The sequence below is a fragment of the Nocardioides sp. N13(2025) genome, assembly GCF_051912545.1.
Classification (GTDB): domain Bacteria; phylum Actinomycetota; class Actinomycetes; order Propionibacteriales; family Nocardioidaceae; genus Nocardioides.
Map to the genome: position 1 here is coordinate 3045006 of NZ_CP196809.1, position 17796 is coordinate 3062801.

19 protein-coding genes are annotated in these 17796 nt (G+C 71.5%); 12 read left to right on the forward strand and 7 right to left on the reverse strand.

The window, feature by feature from the left end; translation table 11 throughout:
* The first annotated feature begins 1 nt into the window (after nucleotide 1).
* From ACS3YM_RS14780 to ACS3YM_RS14790, 3 genes are read left to right on the forward strand one after another with little or no spacing between them, the layout of a single operon-like run.
* Nucleotides 2-637: a hypothetical protein gene (locus ACS3YM_RS14780; RefSeq protein ID WP_439937188.1), complete on the forward strand. Its 636-nt coding sequence runs from the start codon at nucleotides 2-4 to the stop codon at nucleotides 635-637.
* A 54-nt stretch (nucleotides 638-691) separates the two neighbouring features.
* Nucleotides 692-1171 (forward strand): DUF1707 SHOCT-like domain-containing protein, encoded by a 480-nt coding sequence (locus ACS3YM_RS14785; protein WP_439937189.1) that lies wholly within the window; start codon nucleotides 692-694, stop codon nucleotides 1169-1171.
* A 44-nt stretch (nucleotides 1172-1215) separates the two neighbouring features.
* Entirely contained in the window at nucleotides 1216-1638 is a 423-nt protein-coding gene (locus ACS3YM_RS14790; RefSeq protein WP_439937190.1) for an ANTAR domain-containing protein, read from the forward strand.
* A gap of 20 nt (nucleotides 1639-1658) precedes the next feature.
* On the opposite strand, the gene ACS3YM_RS14795 is transcribed toward ACS3YM_RS14790, so the two are convergent.
* Nucleotides 1659-2297: a hypothetical protein gene (locus ACS3YM_RS14795; RefSeq protein WP_439937191.1), complete on the reverse strand. Its 639-nt coding sequence runs from the start codon at nucleotides 2295-2297 to the stop codon at nucleotides 1659-1661.
* A 98-nt stretch (nucleotides 2298-2395) separates the two neighbouring features.
* Here ACS3YM_RS14795 and ACS3YM_RS14800 point away from each other — a divergent pair, with 98 nt between their 5' ends.
* Together ACS3YM_RS14800 and ACS3YM_RS14805 are read left to right on the forward strand one after the other, a co-directional pair.
* Nucleotides 2396-3556: an acyl-CoA dehydrogenase family protein gene (locus ACS3YM_RS14800; RefSeq protein ID WP_439937192.1), complete on the forward strand. Its 1161-nt coding sequence runs from the start codon at nucleotides 2396-2398 to the stop codon at nucleotides 3554-3556.
* A 208-nt stretch (nucleotides 3557-3764) separates the two neighbouring features.
* The gene (locus ACS3YM_RS14805) at nucleotides 3765-4721 is read left to right on the forward strand and encodes a type IV toxin-antitoxin system AbiEi family antitoxin domain-containing protein (protein WP_439937193.1); all 957 of its coding nucleotides are present in this window, start codon (nucleotides 3765-3767) and stop codon (nucleotides 4719-4721) included.
* A gap of 97 nt (nucleotides 4722-4818) precedes the next feature.
* Here ACS3YM_RS14805 and npdG read toward each other — a convergent pair whose 3' ends face one another.
* Nucleotides 4819-5496, reverse strand: a complete 678-nt coding sequence (gene npdG, locus ACS3YM_RS14810; protein WP_439937194.1) for an NADPH-dependent F420 reductase — start codon at nucleotides 5494-5496, stop codon at nucleotides 4819-4821.
* Nucleotides 5497-5603: 107 nt separating this feature from the next.
* On the opposite strand from npdG, the gene ACS3YM_RS14815 reads away from it, so the two are divergent.
* Nucleotides 5604-6128: a type 1 glutamine amidotransferase domain-containing protein gene (locus tag ACS3YM_RS14815; protein WP_439937195.1), complete on the forward strand. Its 525-nt coding sequence runs from the start codon at nucleotides 5604-5606 to the stop codon at nucleotides 6126-6128.
* A 96-nt stretch (nucleotides 6129-6224) separates the two neighbouring features.
* Complete coding sequence (locus ACS3YM_RS14820; protein ID WP_439937196.1) at nucleotides 6225-8114, forward strand: hypothetical protein; 1890 nt, start codon at nucleotides 6225-6227, stop codon at nucleotides 8112-8114.
* Here ACS3YM_RS14820 and ACS3YM_RS14825 read toward each other — a convergent pair.
* Entirely contained in the window at nucleotides 8099-8779 is a 681-nt protein-coding gene (locus tag ACS3YM_RS14825) for a dihydrofolate reductase family protein (protein WP_439937197.1), read from the reverse strand. The two genes, ACS3YM_RS14820 and ACS3YM_RS14825, sit on opposite strands and share 16 nt — an antisense overlap.
* Nucleotides 8780-8796: 17 nt before the next feature.
* Here ACS3YM_RS14825 and ACS3YM_RS14830 point away from each other — a divergent pair, with 17 nt between their 5' ends.
* A complete protein-coding gene (locus ACS3YM_RS14830) occupies nucleotides 8797-9699 on the forward strand; it encodes a dihydropteroate synthase (protein ID WP_439937198.1) in 903 nt (300 codons plus the stop codon).
* A 235-nt stretch (nucleotides 9700-9934) separates the two neighbouring features.
* Here ACS3YM_RS14830 and ACS3YM_RS14835 read toward each other — a convergent pair whose 3' ends face one another.
* The gene (locus ACS3YM_RS14835) at nucleotides 9935-10750 is read right to left on the reverse strand and encodes an N-acetylmuramoyl-L-alanine amidase (protein WP_439937199.1); all 816 of its coding nucleotides are present in this window, start codon (nucleotides 10748-10750) and stop codon (nucleotides 9935-9937) included.
* Complete coding sequence (gene galE / locus ACS3YM_RS14840) at nucleotides 10750-11763, reverse strand: UDP-glucose 4-epimerase GalE (protein WP_439937200.1); 1014 nt, start codon at nucleotides 11761-11763, stop codon at nucleotides 10750-10752. The genes ACS3YM_RS14835 and galE overlap by 1 nt, the downstream gene beginning before the upstream one ends.
* Before the next feature lie 41 nt (nucleotides 11764-11804).
* Here galE and gmd point away from each other — a divergent pair, with 41 nt between their 5' ends.
* Nucleotides 11805-12785 (forward strand): GDP-mannose 4,6-dehydratase, encoded by a 981-nt coding sequence (gmd, locus tag ACS3YM_RS14845; RefSeq protein WP_439937201.1) that lies wholly within the window; start codon nucleotides 11805-11807, stop codon nucleotides 12783-12785.
* Nucleotides 12782-13717 (forward strand): GDP-mannose 4,6-dehydratase, encoded by a 936-nt coding sequence (locus ACS3YM_RS14850; protein ID WP_439937202.1) that lies wholly within the window; start codon nucleotides 12782-12784, stop codon nucleotides 13715-13717. The genes gmd and ACS3YM_RS14850 overlap by 4 nt, the downstream gene beginning before the upstream one ends.
* A 97-nt stretch (nucleotides 13718-13814) precedes the next feature.
* On the opposite strand, the gene rfbA is transcribed toward ACS3YM_RS14850, so the two are convergent.
* On the reverse strand, nucleotides 13815-14681 hold the full coding sequence (gene rfbA / locus ACS3YM_RS14855; RefSeq protein WP_439937203.1) for a glucose-1-phosphate thymidylyltransferase RfbA: 867 nt from the start codon (nucleotides 14679-14681) through the stop codon (nucleotides 13815-13817).
* 81 nt (nucleotides 14682-14762) lie between these two features.
* Here rfbA and rfbB point away from each other — a divergent pair, with 81 nt between their 5' ends.
* Together rfbB and ACS3YM_RS14865 are read left to right on the forward strand one after the other, a co-directional pair.
* Nucleotides 14763-15761 (forward strand): dTDP-glucose 4,6-dehydratase, encoded by a 999-nt coding sequence (gene rfbB / locus ACS3YM_RS14860; RefSeq protein WP_439937204.1) that lies wholly within the window; start codon nucleotides 14763-14765, stop codon nucleotides 15759-15761.
* Complete coding sequence (locus ACS3YM_RS14865) at nucleotides 15758-17149, forward strand: sugar nucleotide-binding protein (RefSeq protein WP_439937205.1); 1392 nt, start codon at nucleotides 15758-15760, stop codon at nucleotides 17147-17149. Before rfbB ends, ACS3YM_RS14865 begins: the two co-directional genes overlap by 4 nt.
* A 253-nt stretch (nucleotides 17150-17402) precedes the next feature.
* Here ACS3YM_RS14865 and ACS3YM_RS14870 read toward each other — a convergent pair whose 3' ends face one another.
* Nucleotides 17403-17696, reverse strand: coding sequence for a DUF2516 family protein (locus tag ACS3YM_RS14870; protein WP_439937206.1), 294 nt, complete (start codon nucleotides 17694-17696; stop codon nucleotides 17403-17405).
* Between the last annotated feature and the right edge of the window lie 100 nt (nucleotides 17697-17796).

The window sequence follows — 17796 nt, forward strand, 5'->3', positions numbered from 1 at the left end:
CGTGACGTCCGGTCCCGACGGCCACGCCGAGCAGCTCGCGGCGTGGCTGGAGGGCCTCGGCCTGGCCGAGCAGCTGGCCGCGGCCGGCCTGCCGACCTACGAGCGCGACGCCGACGGCTCCGTCCACTGGCGCGACGCCGCGACCGGGGATCGGCTGGACGCCGACCGACTCGCGGAGCTCGATGCGGCGCTGCGGTCGGTGGGCGACGACCCGACCCACGCGGTGCCCGTCGAGCTGGTGCGGCTGCGCCGAGAGGCCCGGGTGCGGGCGGCGCTGCTGGACGCCGGCTGGCTGGACTACGCCGGGGTGGCCGAGCGCCGCGGGGTCTCGCTCAACGCGGCGCGCTTCGCCGTCCACAAGGCCGCCGAGCGACGCACGTTGCTGGTGGTCCAGCACGAGGGCGCCGTCCTCGTGCCCACCTTCCAGCTCGACGACGCGGGCGAGGTGCGTGAGGAGCTGCTCGCGGTCCTCGAGCCGCTGCTGGCGGCGGTCGACCCGTGGCGGGTGTGGATCTGGCTCACCACGCCGGCCGCGCTGCTGGGCGGCGCCGTCCCGCACGAGGCCGCTCGCGACCCCGAGGAGCTGCCGGTCGTGCAGCGGGCCGCGGTCGCGCTGGCCGAACGCGCACGGGGCTGAGCCTTTCCCGCAACTCCCCCGCGCGGGCGGCGTACAGCACCTAGCCTTGCAGCCATGACCCAGTCCGGAGACGCCACGACGGGGCCCGGTGACGAGGCCGTACGCCGGTGGCTCGACTCGCGATCCCGCGCCGCCGCCGCCCGCGGGGCCACCCTCGCCTCCGACGCCGAGCGCGAGCGGGTCTGCGAGCTCCTCAACGTGGCCTTCGGCGAGGGCCGGCTGACCTCCTCCGAGCTCGACGAGCGCACGTCCCGAGCGCTGGCCGCCCGCACCCACGGCGACCTCGAGGCCGTGCTCACCGGGCTCGCCGGGCCGGGCGCCTCGCTGCTGTGGAGCACCAGGGTCGACCGGGGGATCGGCGCCCGGCTCGTCTTCTGGGTCGTCGGCTTCTTCACCTCCCCGTTCATCTTCTTCGGGACGATCTTCCTGCTCTTCGGCGACGACTTCGGCGAGAAGATGGCCGGCATCGTGATGCTGACCCTCTTCCTCCCCGGCCTCATCGCGCTCTACCGCTGGGCACATCCGCGCCAGTGATTTCTTGACTTTCCCGTCCGCGACCGGCGGCTCATAATGGTCGCGTGAGCGAGCGTGTGAGCACCGATCTGCAGCGACAGATCGACGAGCTGGTGAGCGTGGTCACCGTCAACCGGGGCGACATCGACAGCCTGATCGAGCGTGCCGACCGGGCCCAGATCCAGGCCGAGGCCGCCAACCTGCGCGCCGACCGCCTCGAGGAGCGTTCGGCACTCGACCGCGAGCTGATCGCGGAGCTGCAGGCCGAGGGGGTGCTCGACCGGAAGCACGTGGCCGAGCTCCAGGCCGCGCTCGTGTCGTCGCGCACGATCGGAGCCGCGATCGGCATCCTCATGGCCAACCGTCAGGTCGGGCAGGACGACGCGCTCACGATCCTCAAGGAGACCAGCCAGCGCACCAACACCAAGCTGCGCGACCTCGCCGAGACCCTCGTCGCCAGCGCAGAGGTGGCGCGCCCGACGAGCTGACGGCGCCCTTCCCGGCCGGGTCAGCGCGTGGCGGGCGCCCGCAACGCGGCCCACGCCTCGGTCGAGCGCACGGCGAGGGCCATCAGGCCGCCACCCAGCACGACCGCCTGGACGCCCTGCAGCTGCTCGGGCAGGAGGTGGTTCACCGGGGCGGCAGCGATGTGGACCAGCAGCAGCGCCGGGATCCAGCGCGGCAGGCGCGAGGCCAGCAGCAGGACCAGGGCCACCACCAGCTCGCCCAGGTAGAACGCGCCGAAGACGAAGAGCAGGCTGAGGGTCATCACCGGGTCCTGGCCCAGCTGCTCGACGTCCGTGGGCGAGATGTCGATGACCCGCACCGTGGCGCGGAAGAGGATCAGGAAGGCCGCCAGCGCGGACGTGCCGATCGTGCCGATCGACCAGATCCACACCCCCACGAGGCCGACGACCTGCTGCTTCGCCGGGATCAGGGTCAAGATGGCGGGCAGTCCCATGGTGAGGGCGACGGAGGCCAGGAAGAACGCGGCGGACGCCATCAGCCAGGCAGCGTCCTCCCTGCGGACGGTGCCGACGACCTGGCCGACCTCGGAGGTGGGCGGCAGGGTCAGCGCGGCGAGCACGAGCAGCACGGCACCGCTCGCCAACGACGCTGCCGACCACGGCAGCCACCCAGTGCCCACGCCCGGACGCTAGACCTCCTGGGGCACGCTCGTACGCCACTTGGAGGCAGGTGGTCCCAAAGGACTAGGCCGGGGACATCGCCGGTAACGTGCGCCGCATGACCGCTCGCCGCCAGCTGCCCACCGACGAGGCCCGCGACCTGCTCGCCCTCACCCGGGAGATCTGCTCCAAGGAGCTTGCCCCGCGGTCCGCGGAGGCGGAGGCCACCGAGACCTTCCCCCGCGACGTCTTCCGGATGCTCGGCCAGGCGGGGCTGCTGTCGCTGCCCTACCCCGAGGAGATGGGCGGCGGCGACCAGCCCTACGAGGTCTACCTCCAGGTGCTCGAGGAGATCGGCGCCGTCTGGTCGTCGGTCGGCGTCGGCGTCTCGGTGCACGCGCTGTCCTGCTTCGGGCTGGCCTACTTCGGCACCGAGGAGCAGAAGGCCCAGTGGCTCCCCGACATGCTCAGCGGCGACCTGCTCGGGGCCTACTGCCTCTCCGAGCCGCACGCCGGCTCCGACCCCGCGGCGATGCGTACGACCGCGCGCCGCGACGGCGACTCCTACGTCCTCAACGGCACCAAGGCCTGGACCACCCACGGCGGCCACGCCGACTTCTACAAGGTGATGGCCCGCACCTCCGACGACCGCAACGGCATCTCCTGCTTCCTCGTGCCCGCCGGCGCCGAGGGCCTCTCTGCCGACCCGCCGGAGCGCAAGATGGGGCTCACCGGCTCGGCCACCGCGACGATGCGCTTCGACGACGTCCGCGTCGATGCCTCGCGCAGGCTCGGCGAGGAGGGCGAGGGCCTCCGGATCGGGCTCGCCGGCCTCGACTCCGGCCGCCTCGGCATCGCCGCAGTCGCCACCGGGCTCGCCCAGGGCGCGCTCGACTCGGCGGTGGCCTACGCCCGCGAGCGCGAGACCTTCGGCAAGAAGATCATCGACCACCAGGGACTCGCCTTCGTGCTCGCCGACATGGAGGCCGCGGTGATCTCCGCCCGCGCCACGCTCCTCCACGCCGCGCGCCTCCGCGACGCCGGCCTGCCCTTCGGCCGCGAGGCCTCGGTCGCCAAGCTCGTCTGCACCGACAACGCCATGAAGGTCACCACCGACGCCGTCCAGGTCCTCGGCGGCTACGGCTACACCCGCGACTTCCCCGTCGAGCGCTACATGCGCGAGGCGAAGGTGATGCAGATCTTCGAGGGCACCAACCAGATCCAGCGGATGGTCATCTCCCGCTCCCTCGCCAAGGACAACGCGGGCGCGATCGGCTGAGGGTCTCCCCGGTCTGTCGCGTTCCCCGGGGTCCCCACCAACAGCGATCACCGGGTACCCGGTGATCGCAACCGTTCCTGCCTGTTGCAGCGGTCAGGAACCGTCAGGAAGGGACTGGAAGGTCGGCGGCTGAAGAGCCGCGCCACGGTTATCCACAAGCGCCAGCTCGCGGGGTTGTCGATGCCGGCTCTGGGGCAGGTGTCGGCACATGCAGAAACCACCGAAGTTCGTCGACCTGACAGGCGTCATCGTTCGCCGCAAGGAGCTGCTCGATGCCGGGCTCACAGACCGGCACGTGCACGCACTCGTCAAGGCCGGGGTGTATGTCCGCGTACGCCGCGGTGAGTACATCGACGGAGAGGTATGGCGGTCGCTGAAGCGCGCGGACCAGCATCGGGTGCTCACGCGGGCCATCCTCCGCCTGGCCCATCCCGGCGCCACGGCGACCCACGTGTCGGCCGCGGTGGAGCACGGCGCTCCCATCTGGGACCTGCCCCTGGACGTCGTACACACGACGCGTCGCGACGGCAAGGCCGGCCGACGACGGGACGACTGGATCCAGCACTGCGCGGTCCTGCCGGCCGACCACGTGGAGATGCGCAACGGGATCGCGGTCTCCGCGGCCGCGCGGACGTGCGTCGAGATCACGACGGTGGCCGACGTCGAGAGGAGCCTGGTTGTCGTCAACGGGCTCCTCAACATGGGCGCCACGACCGTGGGCGAGTTCGCGGCGCTGGCCGAGAATGCGCGCTACTGGCCACACAGCCTCACTACCGACCTGGTGCTCCGACTGTGCAACGGCAAGCTCGAGTCGGCTGGCGAGACCCGCTTCGACTACTTCTGCTGGCGCCACCACCTGCCGCGCCCGACACCGCAGGTGGAGGTGTACGACGAGGACGGCCGCCTCGTCGGGCGGGTCGACTTCCTGTGGAGCGATCACGGCGTGTTCGTCGAGTTCGACGGCAAGGAGAAGTACAAGAAGTACCGCCGTGAGGGCGAGTCGCTCGAGGAGTTCCTCATGCGCGAGAAGGCACGTGAGGAGAAGATCTGTCAGCTCACCGGCTGGGTGTGCATCCGGGTCACCTGGGCGGGCCTGGCCGCCCCGGACGTCCTCGCCAGGCGCGTACGGAAGCTCCTGGACTCCCGACGCCCGATCGGCGCGTGAGTGGGGTTCCGGTCCTTTCGTCACGGTTCTCGACCGTTGCAACAGTCGGGAACCCGAGCGATCACCGGCTACCCGGTGATCGCGGCAGAACCAGGCGTCAGACGTCGGTGACCCGTACCCCGGCGTGGGCCTTGTAGCGCCGGTTGACCGAGATCAGGTTGGCGGTGAAGGCCTCGACCTGGTGGGCGTTGCGGAGACGGCCGCCGTAGAGGCCGCGCATGCCGGGTACGACGTCGGCGAGGGCCTGGACGAGGTCGGTGGCCTCGCGGTCGTCGCCGAGGACGAGGACATCGGTGTCGACCCGCTCGACGGCGGGGTCCTCGAGGAGCACGGCGCTGACGTTGTGGAAGGCACCGACGACGCGGGAGTCCGGGAGGATCGCGGCGGCCTGCTGGGTGGCCGAGCCCTCCTCGACGGCGAGGGCGTACGCCCCCTGCTTGTCGAAGCCGAGCGGGTTCACGCAGTCGACGACGACCTTGCCGGCGAGCTCGCCGCGCAGCGACTCCAGGAGCTGGGCGTGGCCGTCCCACGGCACGACGACGAGGACGATGTCGCCGGCCGCAGCGGCGTCGGCGTTCGATGCGCCGCGCACGCGCCCCACCGACGCGAGGGCGGCGGCGGCGGCGGAGGCGCGCGACGCGTCCCGCGAGCCGAGTACGACGTCCAGCCCGGCCGCGGCGAAGCGCCGGGCCAGCCCCCGACCCTGGGGCCCGGTGCCGCCGAGGACGGCGATGGTCAGGTTCGAGACGTCAGGGCTGGAGGGTGTGTCGCTCACCCGGGCGACGCTAGCGCTCCGGCAGCCGCGGCAGGCGCCCGACCGGGGAGAGATGCCTCACCCCTGTGTGTGTTGTCGCGTCGCAGGGCGCGAGCAAACGTGGAGGCATGTCCAAGCGAATCGCATTCCTGACCGCATCCGAAGGCGTCGAGGAGGTCGAGCTCACCCAGCCGTGGCAGGCCGCCGTCGACGCCGGCCACACCGCCGAGCTCCTGTCCCTCGACGAGGGCGAGGTGCAGCTCTTCAACCACCTCGACAAGTCCAGCACCCAGCGCGTGGATCGGCGCGTGGGCGACGTGGCCGTCGCCGACTACGACGCGCTCGTGCTGCCCGGCGGCGTCGCCAACCCCGACGCGCTGCGCATGGACGAGACGGCCGTGGCCTTCGTCCGCGACTTCGTCGACTCCGGCAAGCCCGTCGCCGCGATCTGCCACGCCGCGTGGACCCTCGTCGAGGCCGACCGGGTCCGGGACAAGCGGGTCGCGAGCTGGCCGAGCCTGCAGACCGACATCCGCAACGGCGGCGGCGAGTGGGTCGACGAGGAAGTCGTCACCGACGGCAACCTCATCACCAGCCGCAACCCCGACGACCTCCCCGCCTTCTCCAAGACGCTGCTCGACGCCCTGGGCTGAGGGAGGGCGTCCCACCCGGCGAACACGGTGTGGCGCCGGTCACACCGATGGTGCAGCATGGCGTGGAAGCGCTCTCACACCTCGGGAAGGTCGTCCATGCCACGCTCTCAGCCCCCTCGTCGTACGTCGTTCCGCGCCGCGTGCGCGACCCTCGTCCTCGCCGTCGTCGGCCTGGCGCCCCTCGCGCCGGCCGGCGCGGCACAGGCACCCGCAGCGGCACCCGCAGCACCCGACCTCGGCGCCCGTGTCGTCGTCTTCGACCCGTCCATGCCGGTCGCCGACATCCGCGCCAGGGCCGACCAGGTCTGGCAGCAGCAGGTCGACGCCGAGATGTCGGAGGAGCGGTGGAGCCTGCTCTTCCTGCCCGGCACCTACGGCACCGCCGCCGAGCCGCTCCAGATCAAGGTCGGCTACTACACCGAGGTCGCGGGCCTCGGGGCGTCGCCGTCCGACACCGTGATCAACGGCAAGGTCGAGGTCTTCAACCGCTGCCTCACCGACGGCCCCACCCAGCCCTACTGCGTGGCGCTCAACAACTTCTGGCGTTCACTGTCCAACCTCACGATCGCCGTCAACGGCACCGGCCAGGACGGCTGCCGCGCGTCGGCGAACTTCTGGGCCACCTCGCAGGCGTCCTCCCTGCGACGCGTCGACATCCGCGGCGGCAACCTCTCGCTGATGGACTACTGCACCGCCGGCCCGCAGTACGCCAGCGGCGGCTACCTCGCCGACTCCCGCGCGGGCACCGTCATCAACGGCTCCCAGCAGCAGTGGCTGACCCGCAACAGCGAGGTCGGCGAGTGGACCAACGGCGTGTGGAACCAGGTCTTCGCCGGCACGATCGGCGCCCCCTCCGAGGCCGGCTTCCCGACCCCGCCCTACACGACCCTCGACCGCACCCCGGTCAGCCGCGAGAAGCCGTTCCTGCACGTCGGCCCGGACGGCCAGTGGCTGGTGCGCGTGCCCGACGCGCGCACCGACTCCCGGGGTCCCGACTGGACGACGGGCGCCACCAGCGGGCGCGACCTCCCGCTCTCGGACTTCCACGTCGCGACGCCCCGCCAGCCGGCGGCGGTGCTGGCGCAGGCACTCGACCGAGGCCAGAACCTCCTGCTCACCCCGGGGGTGTACGACGTCGACCGCAGCCTGGAGATCGAGCGGGACGACACCGTCGTGCTGGGCCTCGGCCAGGCCACCCTCACCGCGGTCCGCGGGGCCACGCCCGTCGTCGTACGCCGCCGGGCCGAGGGCGTCGTCGTCGCCGGCGTCACCATCGACGCGGGCACCGGGCTCTCCCGCCACCTGATGCGCATCGAGGGCCGCCCCGGCGCGGACCCCGCCGCGGAGGTGCCGAGCACGACGCTCAACGACGTCTACTTCCGCGTCGGTGGACCGCACGTCGGGCGCTCCGACGTGGCACTGCGGATCGACGCCGACGACGTGCTCATCGACCACGCGTGGGTGTGGCGCGCCGACCACGGCGTCGAGGGCTTCACCGCCGGGGCGAGCGGCGACACCGACCGCTGGCGCACCAACACCGGCCGGGTCGGCGTCGTCGTCAACGGCGACCGCGTGCAGGCCACCGGGCTCTTCGTCGAGCACTTCCAGCAGCACAACACCATCTGGAACGGCGAGGACGGACAGGTCGTGCTCTACCAGAACGAGCTGCCCTACGACCCGCCCTCGCAGGCCGACTGGACCCGCCCCGACGGCACGCTCGGGTGGACGGGCTACAAGGTCGGCGACGACGTACGCCGCCACCGGCTCCACGGCGGCGGGGTCTACGTCTTCAACCGCAACGACCCGTCGATCACCACCGAGCGCGGCTTCGAGGTGCCCGACCGGGCGGGCGTGCGACTGCACCACGTGCTGACCGTCAACCTCGACGCCGGCAGCATCGAGCACGTAGTCAACGACACCGGGGCCCGGGTCGACAGCTCGGCGCCGGGCGTCCCGAGCTACGTGGTCGACTACCCCGCGTCCTGAACCAGCCAGCGTCCCAGCAGCGTCCCGTCCTGCTCCAGGAGCAGGGCGGGACGCAGCGCGACGTCGACCTCCGCACCCGTCGCGATGCGTACGGCGTCGCCGCCGGCGAGTCGCGGCACGACGGTCCAGCACAGCTCGTCGACGACGCCGGCCGCCAGCAGGTCGGCGAAGAGCGACGGCCCGCCCTCGCACAGCTGCTCGGACCACCCACGGTCGGCGAGCGTCGCCTTGAGCAGCCCGAGGTCGATCTCCTCCTCGCCCAGGACGAGCACGTTGTCCTCCCCCAGCTCCTCGCGCGCCGCGGCCAGCCCGTCGGCCGAGGCGACGGTGGCCATGAGGATGCGGCCGCGCGGGGCGCCGCGCAGCGTCGGCGGGACGTCGGCCGACCTGCTCACGACCACCAGCGGCACGCGCGGGACGTCGTACCCCTCGGCGCGGAGCGTCCCCGCGCCCACCACCAGGCAGTCGGCGCGGCGGCGCAGGGTGTCGAAGACCCGCTTGTCGGCGTCGTTGTTGATGCTCTTGCTCAGTCCGTCGCCGCCCTGCGCGGCGCCGTCGACCGTGCTGACGAAGTTGACCCGCAGCCACGGGCTGCTGGGCGGGGCGTAGGCCTCGGCCAGGTCGTCGTCGGACAGGTCGGCCAGGCGCTGCAGCTCAAGGGTCACGCCCCTACTCTGGCACCGTGATCACCCTCGCCGACCTCGCCGCCCTGCAGAACGCCCACGGCGACTCGTGGGCCGCCTCGGTGGCACCGGTCGTGCTCGACGGCCCGCACGGCTCGGTCGTGATCGGCGACGGGCCGGTGACCCTCATGGGCTGCGTCAACCTCTCGCGCGACTCGACCTACCGCGAGAGCGTGGCGACCAGCCCCGCCGACGCCGTACGCATGGGTCGCATCCAGGCCGCCCAGGGCGCCGCCGTCATCGACCTGGGCGCCGAGTCGAGCAACGCCCGCGCAGCCCGGGTGTCCGCGGAGGACCAGGTCGACGCCCTCGTCCCCGCGGTCAAGGGCCTCGCCGCCGAGGCGGTCGTCTCGGTCGAGACCTACGAGCCCACCGTGGTCCGCGCCTGCCTCGACGCGGGCGCGCGGATCCTCAACATGACGGGGCGCGAGCACGAGGACGAGATGCTCGCGCTGGCCGCTGAGTACGACGCCGCTGTCGTCATGTGCTTCGGCGAGACCGCCAACGTGCGCGAGATCGCCGACGTGCCGCCCGACGCCGACCCGATCCCGGTCCTGCTCGACCACTTCCGCGCGCGCATCACCCACGCCCGCTCGCTCGGCGTGACCAAGCTGGTCATCGACCCCGGCATGGGCTTCTACTACGGCAACCTCGTCGACCCGCCCACCCGCGCGCGCCACCAGACCCGCGTGCTGGCGCAGTGCTTCCGCCTCCGCGACCTCGGCGTCCCGGTCTGCAACGCGGTGCCGCACAGCCACGACCTCTTCGGCGACGAGTTCCGCAAGGCCGAGGGTTTCTACGGCGTCTTCGCCGCCCTCGGCGGCACCCACCTCCTCCGCACCCACGAGGTCGCCCACCTCCGCGTGGTCCTCCGCGGGCTGGCGGAGCTCTCGGTCCGCTGAGTGCGCTCGGGTGGCGGCATACGACGAGTCCTCGCGCGAGGGTGGCGGCATATGACCAGTCCTCCCGCGGGGGTGGCGCATATGACCGGTCCTCCCGCGGGGGTGGCGGCATACGACCGGTCCCCGCGCGAGGGTGGCGGCATACGACGGGCCGAACGCCGCAGCACATGTCGTGTGCCGCCACCCCCGGCCAAGCGCATGTCATATGCCGCCACCCTGAAGGCGAACGGCGACCTCAGCCGAGGAAGGCCCGCACCCCGGCGACGAGCCCGCGCGTGTAGCGCGCCCGACCGGGGGCCGAGGTCATCACCCGGGCGTCGGAGCCGCGCATGTTGCCCAGCTCGACCATCACGGTGGGTACGTCGGAGAGGTTGAGGGTGCCGAGGTCGGACCGGACGTCGAGCCCGTCGCCGCCGGCGATGTAGGTGGCGACCCCGAACCGCTGCGACAGCAGCGCGCCCTTGACCGCCGCCGCGAGCCGCCGCGAGGGCCGGAAGATGTCGTTGGTCCACGGCGCCCGGTCGGGCGGGGCGATGACGTGGAAGCCGCGCGCGCCGGCGGCGTACGTCCCGTCGGCGTGGACGGAGAGCTTGAGGTCGGCGCCGATCGCGTTGCCGGCCCGCCCGCGCTCGTCGACGCAGGGCCCCCAGCGGTCCTGGCGGTTGCTGTGCCGGGTGAGGCGTACGGTCGCGCCGAGGTCGCGCAGCCGTCGGGCCACGAGGCGCGAGACCTGCCAGGCGAAGGTCGCCTCCGGGTAGCCGCCGTTGGTGGAGGTGCCGGTGGTGTTGCACGGCTTGGTGAAGCCGCCGGCCGGCACCTGCCCGTTGATCCGCGCGGGGAAGCGGTGGTTGCCGAGCTGGTGGCCGGGGTCGATCACGACGACCCTGCCGGCCAGCGGCACGCCGGCGCTCCGGCCCGACTGGGACAGGGAAATGGTCGCCGGGGCACCCTCATTCCGCGACTCGAGCGGCCATGTGTCCGCTCCAGTGGGGCCCGGGACGGCGCCCACCACCAGCGCCACCAGCAGAACCGCGCCGAGTCGCCGGAGCATCAGCCCGCGAAGCCCTGGGGGTTCTGCGACTGCCAGCGCCAGGTGTCGGCGCACATGTCGTCGATGGTCTTGTGCGTGCTCCAGCCCAGCTCGCGGTTGGCCTTGGAGGGGTCGGCGTAGGAGGTCGCGATGTCGCCGGGGCGGCGCGGCACGATCTCGTAGGGCAGCGCACGGCCGACGGCCTTCTCGAAGGCGGCGAGCATCTCGAGGACACTGGTGCCCTTGCCCGAGCCGAGGTTCCACGTGTGGACCGCGACGTCGGTGTCCTGGATCGCCTCGAGCGCGGCGATGTGCCCGGCGGCGAGGTCCTCGACGTGGATGTAGTCGCGCACCCCGGTGCCGTCGACGGTGTCGTAGTCGTCGCCGAAGACCAGCAGCTTGTCGCGCTTGCCGACGGCGACCTGGGCGATGAACGGCACGAGGTTGTTGGGGATCCCGGTGGGGTCCTCGCCGATCGTGCCGGACGGGTGGGCGCCGACCGGGTTGAAGTAGCGCAGCAGGGCGAAGCGCATCTGCGGCGCGGCCACGGCGACGTCGCGGAGGATCTGCTCCTGCATCACCTTGGTCCAGCCGTAGGGGTTGGTGGCGTAGGTGCGACGGTCCTCGGTCGCGGCGGCCTGCTCCTCGCCGTACACCGTGGCGCTGGAGGAGAAGACGAGCTTGTCGACGTCGTACTTCTGCATCGCGCGCACCAGCGAGAAGGTCGAGCCGAGGTTGTTCTCGTAGTAGTCGAGCGGCTTCTCCACGCTCTCGCCGACCGCCTTGTAGCCGGCGAAGTGGATGACGCCGTCGAAGTGCTCGGAGGCGAAGAGGTGCTCGGTCTTGTCGTGGTCGGTGAGGTCGAAGGAGTGCACCGTGATGCTGGTCCCGGTGATCGCCTCGAGCCGCCCCACCACCGTCGGGTTGGCGTTGCTGAAGTTGTCGACGATGACGACGTCATGGCCGTGGGCGACGAGCTGGACGACGGTGTGCGAGCCGATGTAGCCGGCCCCTCCGCTCACGAGGATCTTCATGCAGCCAGCCTAACGACCGGGCCGCCTGACAGAATGCGCGCATGCCCAGCGCCCTCATCACCGGGATCACGGGCCAGGACGGCCTCTACCTCGCCGAGCTGCTGCTCGAGAAGGGGTACGACGTCCACGGGCTGATCCGCGGCCAGAACAACCCCCGCCGCGAGCTCGTCTCCACCCTCGTCCCCGACGTCCAGCTGCACAACGGCGACCTCACCGACCTGTCCAGCCTGATGCGCGCGATGCGCGACTCCGAGCCCGACGAGGTCTACAACCTCGGCGCGATCTCGTTCGTCGCCTACTCCTGGGAGAACGCCTTCATCACCAGCGACGTGACCGCCACGGGCGTGCTCAACATGCTGGAGGCCGTACGCCTCCACGCCGGCGACGACGCCGACCGTGTGCGGTTCTACCAGGCGTCGAGCTCGGAGATGTTCGGCAAGGTGCAGGAGGTGCCGCAGACCGAGCGCACCCTGCTGTGGCCGCGCTCGCCCTACGGCGTGAGCAAGGTCTACGGCCACTACATGACCATCAACTACCGCGAGTCCTACGGCATGCACGCCTCGTCGGGCATCCTCTTCAACCACGAGTCACCACGCCGCGGCCCCGAGTTCGTGACCCGCAAGATCAGCCAGGCGGTCGCGCGCATCCACCTCGGCCACCAGGAGACGATCGCGCTGGGCAACCTCGACGCCGAGCGCGACTGGGGCTACGCCGGCGACTACGTCGAGGCGATGTGGCGGATGCTCCAGCAGGACGAGGCCGACGACTACGTCATCGCGACCGGCGAGACCCACTCCATCCGCGACTTCCTCGACCTCGCCTTCGCCCACGTCGCCATCGACGACTGGAGCTCGTACGTCGTGCAGGACCCCCGCTTCATGCGTCCGGCCGAGGTCGACCGCCTCGTCGGCGACGCGAGCAAGGCGCGCGACAAGCTGGGCTGGACGCCGACTGTGACCTTCCCCGAGCTCGTCGCGATGATGGTCGACGCCGACATCGCCGCGGTCAAGGCGGGCTGGTGACGGCTCGCGCCTTCATCACCGGCATCGGCGGGCAGGACGGCAGCTACCTCGCCGAGCGCCTGGTCGGTGACGGCCTCGAGGTGCACGCCCTGGTGCTGGCGGCCGACGGGCACCCGGCCCACTGCCCCGACGAGGTGGTGCTGCACACCGGCGACATCGGCGACGTCGAGGCGACCCGACGCCTCCTGCTCGAGGTCGCGCCCCGGGAGGTCTACAACCTCGCCGCGATCAGCTCGGTCGCGCAGTCGTGGGAGGAGCCCGACCGCACCGCCCACGTCAACGGGCACGCGGCGGTCGCGCTGATGGAGTCGGCGCGGCGCGTGGGCGACGTACGCCTGGTGCAGGCCTCGAGCGCCGAGATCTTCGGCGAGCCGGCCACCTCGCCGCAGACCGAGGACACGGCGATCCGCCCGGTGAACCCGTACGGTGCGGCGAAGGCCTTCGCGCACCTCTCCGCCGGCGTCTTCCGCCAGCGCGACCTCCACGTGTCTAGCGCGGTGCTCTACAACCACGAGTCGCCGCGCCGCGACCAGCGCTTCGTGACCCGCAAGATCACCGCAGGCGTCGCCGCGATCGCCCGCGGCGAGACCGACGAGCTGGTGCTCGGCAACCTCGACGCGCGCCGCGACTGGGGCTGGGCGCCCGACTACGTCGACGCCATGGTGCGCGCGGCGCGTGCCGACGAGCCCGCCGACTACGTCGTCGCGACCGGCCGGGCCCACTCGGTGCGCGACTTCGTCGCGGCCGCCTTCGCTGCCGCCGGGATCACCGACTGGGAGCCCTACGTCCGCCAGGACCCGCGCTTCTTCCGCCCCGCCGACCCGACCGAGCTCGTCGGGGACGCGTCGCGCGCCCGCGACGTGCTCGGCTGGACGCCGACGGTCGCCTTCGACGAGGTCGTCGGGCGGATGGTGCGCGCCGACCTCGGCTGACCTTCCAGTCCCTTTCCCACGGTTCCTGCCCGTTGCAACGGCCGGGAACCCGAGCGATCACCGGGTACCCGGTGATCGCGACAGAGCCTGCCAGGCCTCAGCCGTGCTGGAGCAGCCCGATCAGGTACTCCCCGTAGCCGGACTTGCGCAGCGGCTCGGCGCGGGCGACGAGCTCGTCGTCGGTGAGGAAGCCCATCCGCCAGGCGACCTCCTCGGGAGCGCCGACCTTGAAGCCCTGGCGGCCCTCGATGGTGCGCACGAAGTTGGAGGCGTCGTTGAGGGAGTCGAAGGTGCCGGTGTCGAGCCACGCGGTGCCGCGGGGCAGCACCTCGACGTGGAGGCGGCCCTCCTCGAGGTAGCGGCGGTTGAGGTCGGTGATCTCGAGCTCGCCGCGCGCGGACGGCTCCAGCTCGGCGGCGTACTGCACGACGTCGTTGTCGTAGAAGTAGAGCCCCGGGACGGCGAAGTCGCTCTTGGGGTGCTCGGGCTTCTCCTCCAGCGAGAGCGCGCGGCCCTGGTCGTCGAACTCCACGACGCCGTACGCCCGGGGGTCGGCGACGTGGTAGCCGAAGACCGCGGCCCCGTCGAGGTCCTTGAAGCGCAGCAGCTGCTGGCCGAGGCCGGAGCCGTAGAAGATGTTGTCGCCGAGCACGAGCGCGGACCGCTCGGAGCCGATGTGGTCGGCGCCGATGATGAACGCCTGGGCGAGCCCGTCGGGCGAGGGCTGCACGGCGAAGGTCAGGTTGATGCCGAACTGCGAGCCGTCACCGAGCAGCCGGTGGAAGCCGTCGGCCTCGTGGGGCGTGGTGATGATGAGGACGTCGCGGATGCCGGCGAGCATCAGCGTGGACAGCGGGTAGTAGATCATCGGCTTGTCGTAGACCGGCACGAGCTGCTTGCTGATGCCCTGGGTGATCGGGTGCAGGCGTGAGCCGGTGCCACCGGCCAGGATGATTCCGCGCATGGTTCTCACCCTAGGGGCCGTGGCGCTGCCGGACGCCCACCGGCTCGGCCACGGGGGCGTCGGCACCCTAGACTCCGCGGCATGGAACGCCTTCTTGTGACCGGGGGCGCGGGGTTCATCGGGTCGAACTTCGTGCACCACATCGTGGACCACACCGACCTGCAGGTCACCGTGCTCGACAAGCTGACCTACGCCGCGTCGAAGGAGTCCCTCGCGGGGCTTCCCGAGGACCGCGTGCAGCTGGTGGTCGGCGACATCGCCGACGAGGACGTCGTCGACCCGCTGGTGGCGGCCCACGACGCGGTCGTGCACTACGCGGCGGAGTCGCACAACGACAACTCGCTCCACGACCCGAGCCCCTTCATCAAGACCAACATCCTCGGGACCTACCAGATCCTCGAGGCCGTCCGGAAGCACGACAAGCGCCTGCACCACGTCTCGACCGACGAGGTCTACGGCGACCTCGAGCTCGACGACCCCAAGCGCTTCACCGAGGACACCCCCTACAACCCGTCCTCCCCCTACTCCGCGTCCAAGGCCGGCTCCGACCACCTGGTCCGCGCCTGGGTCCGCAGCTTCGGCGTGCGCGCGACCGTGTCCAACTGCTCGAACAACTACGGCCCCTGGCAGCACATCGAGAAGTTCATCCCGCGCCAGATCACCAACGTCATCGACGGCATCCGTCCCAAGCTCTACGGCTCCGGCGAGAACGTCCGCGACTGGATCCACGCCGACGACCACTCCTCGGCCGTGCTGACGATCCTCGAGAAGGGCCGCATCGGCGAGACCTACCTCATTGGCGCCGACGGCGAGAAGAACAACCTCGAGGTCGTACGCCTCATCCTCAAGCTCATGGGCCAGCCCGAGGACGCCTTCGACCACGTCAACGACCGTGCGGGCCACGACATGCGCTACGCCATCGAGTCGGGCAAGCTGCGCCACGAGCTCGGCTGGCAGCCGCAGTTCCAGGACTTCGAGTCCGGCCTGGCCAACACCATCGCGTGGTACCAGGAGCACGAGGACTGGTGGCGTCCGCACAAGGACGCCACGGAGGCGAAGTACGCGGAGAAGGGCCAGTGACCCTCCCCTCGCTCGAGACCACTCCGATCCCCGGCCTGGTCGTCGTACGCCTCGACCGCCGCGTCGACGACCGCGGGTTCTTCAAGGAGAACTGGCAGCGCGAGAAGATGCTCGCGATCGGGCTGCCCGACTTCGGCCCGGTGCAGAACAACATCTCCTTCAACGGTGACCGCGGCGTCACCCGCGGCCTCCACACCGAGCCGTGGGACAAGTTCATCTCGCTGGCCACCGGGCGGATCTTCGGCGCGTGGGTCGACATGCGCGAGGGCGAGACCTTCGGCACCACCTTCACCCTCGAGGTCGACACCTCGGTCGCCGTCTTCGTCCCGCGCGGCGTCGGCAACAGCTACCAGGTGCTCGAGGACGCGACCGCCTACACCTACCTCGTCAACGAGCACTGGCGACCCGGCGTCGCCTACCCCGCGCTCTCCCTCGACGACCCGACCGTCGCGATCCCGTGGCCGATCCCGCTGTCCGAGGCGATCATCAGCGAGAAGGACCGGAACAACCCGCGCCTCGACGACGTCGTCCCGATGAAGCCCAAGAAGACGCTCGTCCTGGGCGCCGGCGGCCAGCTCGGCACCGCGTTCGCGGCCGCCTTCCCCGAGGCCGACACCCTCACCCGCGCGGAGCTCGACGTCACCGACGCCGAGGCCGTCGCTGCCTTCCCGTGGCACGAGTACGCCGTCGTTCTCAACGCAGCTGCCTACACCGCCGTGGACGCCGCCGAGACCCACGAGGGCCGGGTCGCCGCGTGGGCCGCCAACGCCACCGGGCCCGCCACCTTGGCGCGGCTCTCCCGCGAGCACGGCTTCACGCTCGTGCACTTCTCCTCCGAGTACGTCTTCGACGGCACGGTCGACGGCCACACCGAGGACGAGCCGTTCTCGCCGCTCGGCGTCTACGCCCAGACCAAGGCCGCGGGCGACCTCGCCGTCGGCCTCGCGCCGCGCCACTACCTGCTGCGTACGTCCTGGGTGATCGGCGAGGGCAAGAACTTCGTCCGGACCATGCAGGCGCTCGCCGAGAAGGGCGTCTCCCCCAGCGTGGTCGACGACCAGGTCGGACGGCTCACCTTCACCGACGAGCTGGTCCGCGCGACCCGCCACCTCATCGACTCCGGCGCCGACTTCGGGACCTACCACGTCTCCAACGGCGGCCCCGCGATGTCGTGGCGCGAGGTGGCGCAGGCCGTCTTCGAGCGGTCGGGTCGCAGCGCCGAGGAGGTCTCGGGCACCAGCACGTCGGCGTACGCCGAGGGGGTGCTCGCGCAGGGCAACCCCTTCGCCCCCCGCCCGCTCAGCTCCGCGATGTCGCTCGACAAGATCCGCGCCACCGGCTTCGAGCCGGAGGACGCGCTCGCCGCGCTCGACCGCTACCTCGCCTGACCCGCAGCGCGGGAGGTCCGCGGCGCGGCGCCCGTCCGAGAGGTGAATTGACGTCAATTCAGTTCGGGCGCGGGCACGGGCGCGGGCTCAGGCTCGGTGGCCAAGGCGGCTCTCCGAGGTCACCCGAGCCGGCTCGTCGGCCGACCTTGGCGGCATCCGACATCGAAATCGCCGAGAAAGACGTCGTATGCCGCCACCCCGTGCCGGCCGGCGTCGTATGCCGCCACCCCCGGCGCAGGACGTACGCCGCGGGCTACCGCCGCGAGGTCACCTCGGCGAGCGCCGGGCGGACGTCGGCGATGTAGACGAGCGAGGCGATCGTGAAGACCAGGTGGATCAGCCCGAGCGGTGACGAGCCGATGAGGATCAGCTGTGCGCCGAAGCCGAGGCCGGTGATCGCGCACCAGGCCGGCTTGGTGAGCTTGCCGGCCGCCTCGTAGGCCTCGGCGGAGTAGGTGAGCGAGTTGATGAACGCGAATCCCTTGATCGCGAGCAGGACCACGAGCACGACGAGCATCAGGGTGCTCTGGAACGCGTAGATGTTCACCGCACCAGAGTAAGGGGCGCAGACGAACGAGACCCCCGCCGGATCGGCGGGGGTCTCGGTGTCAGAACAGCATCAGCTGGTCGTCATCGGCGTGCGCTCT

Coding starts and splice junctions, on each gene's coding strand:
- ACS3YM_RS14815 (WP_439937195.1), top strand. CDS start 5,604: ATGTCCAAGCGAATCGCATTCCTGACCGCATCCGAAGGCGTCGAGGAG.
- rfbB (WP_439937204.1), top strand. CDS start 14,763: ATGGAACGCCTTCTTGTGACCGGGGGCGCGGGGTTCATCGGGTCGAAC.
- rfbA (WP_439937203.1), bottom strand. CDS start 14,681: ATGCGCGGAATCATCCTGGCCGGTGGCACCGGCTCACGCCTGCACCCG.
- ACS3YM_RS14785 (WP_439937189.1), top strand. CDS start 692: ATGACCCAGTCCGGAGACGCCACGACGGGGCCCGGTGACGAGGCCGTA.
- gmd (WP_439937201.1), top strand. CDS start 11,805: ATGCCCAGCGCCCTCATCACCGGGATCACGGGCCAGGACGGCCTCTAC.
- ACS3YM_RS14805 (WP_439937193.1), top strand. CDS start 3,765: ATGCAGAAACCACCGAAGTTCGTCGACCTGACAGGCGTCATCGTTCGC.
- ACS3YM_RS14820 (WP_439937196.1), top strand. CDS start 6,225: ATGCCACGCTCTCAGCCCCCTCGTCGTACGTCGTTCCGCGCCGCGTGC.
- ACS3YM_RS14800 (WP_439937192.1), top strand. CDS start 2,396: ATGACCGCTCGCCGCCAGCTGCCCACCGACGAGGCCCGCGACCTGCTC.
- ACS3YM_RS14835 (WP_439937199.1), bottom strand. CDS start 10,750: ATGCTCCGGCGACTCGGCGCGGTTCTGCTGGTGGCGCTGGTGGTGGGC.
- galE (WP_439937200.1), bottom strand. CDS start 11,763: ATGAAGATCCTCGTGAGCGGAGGGGCCGGCTACATCGGCTCGCACACC.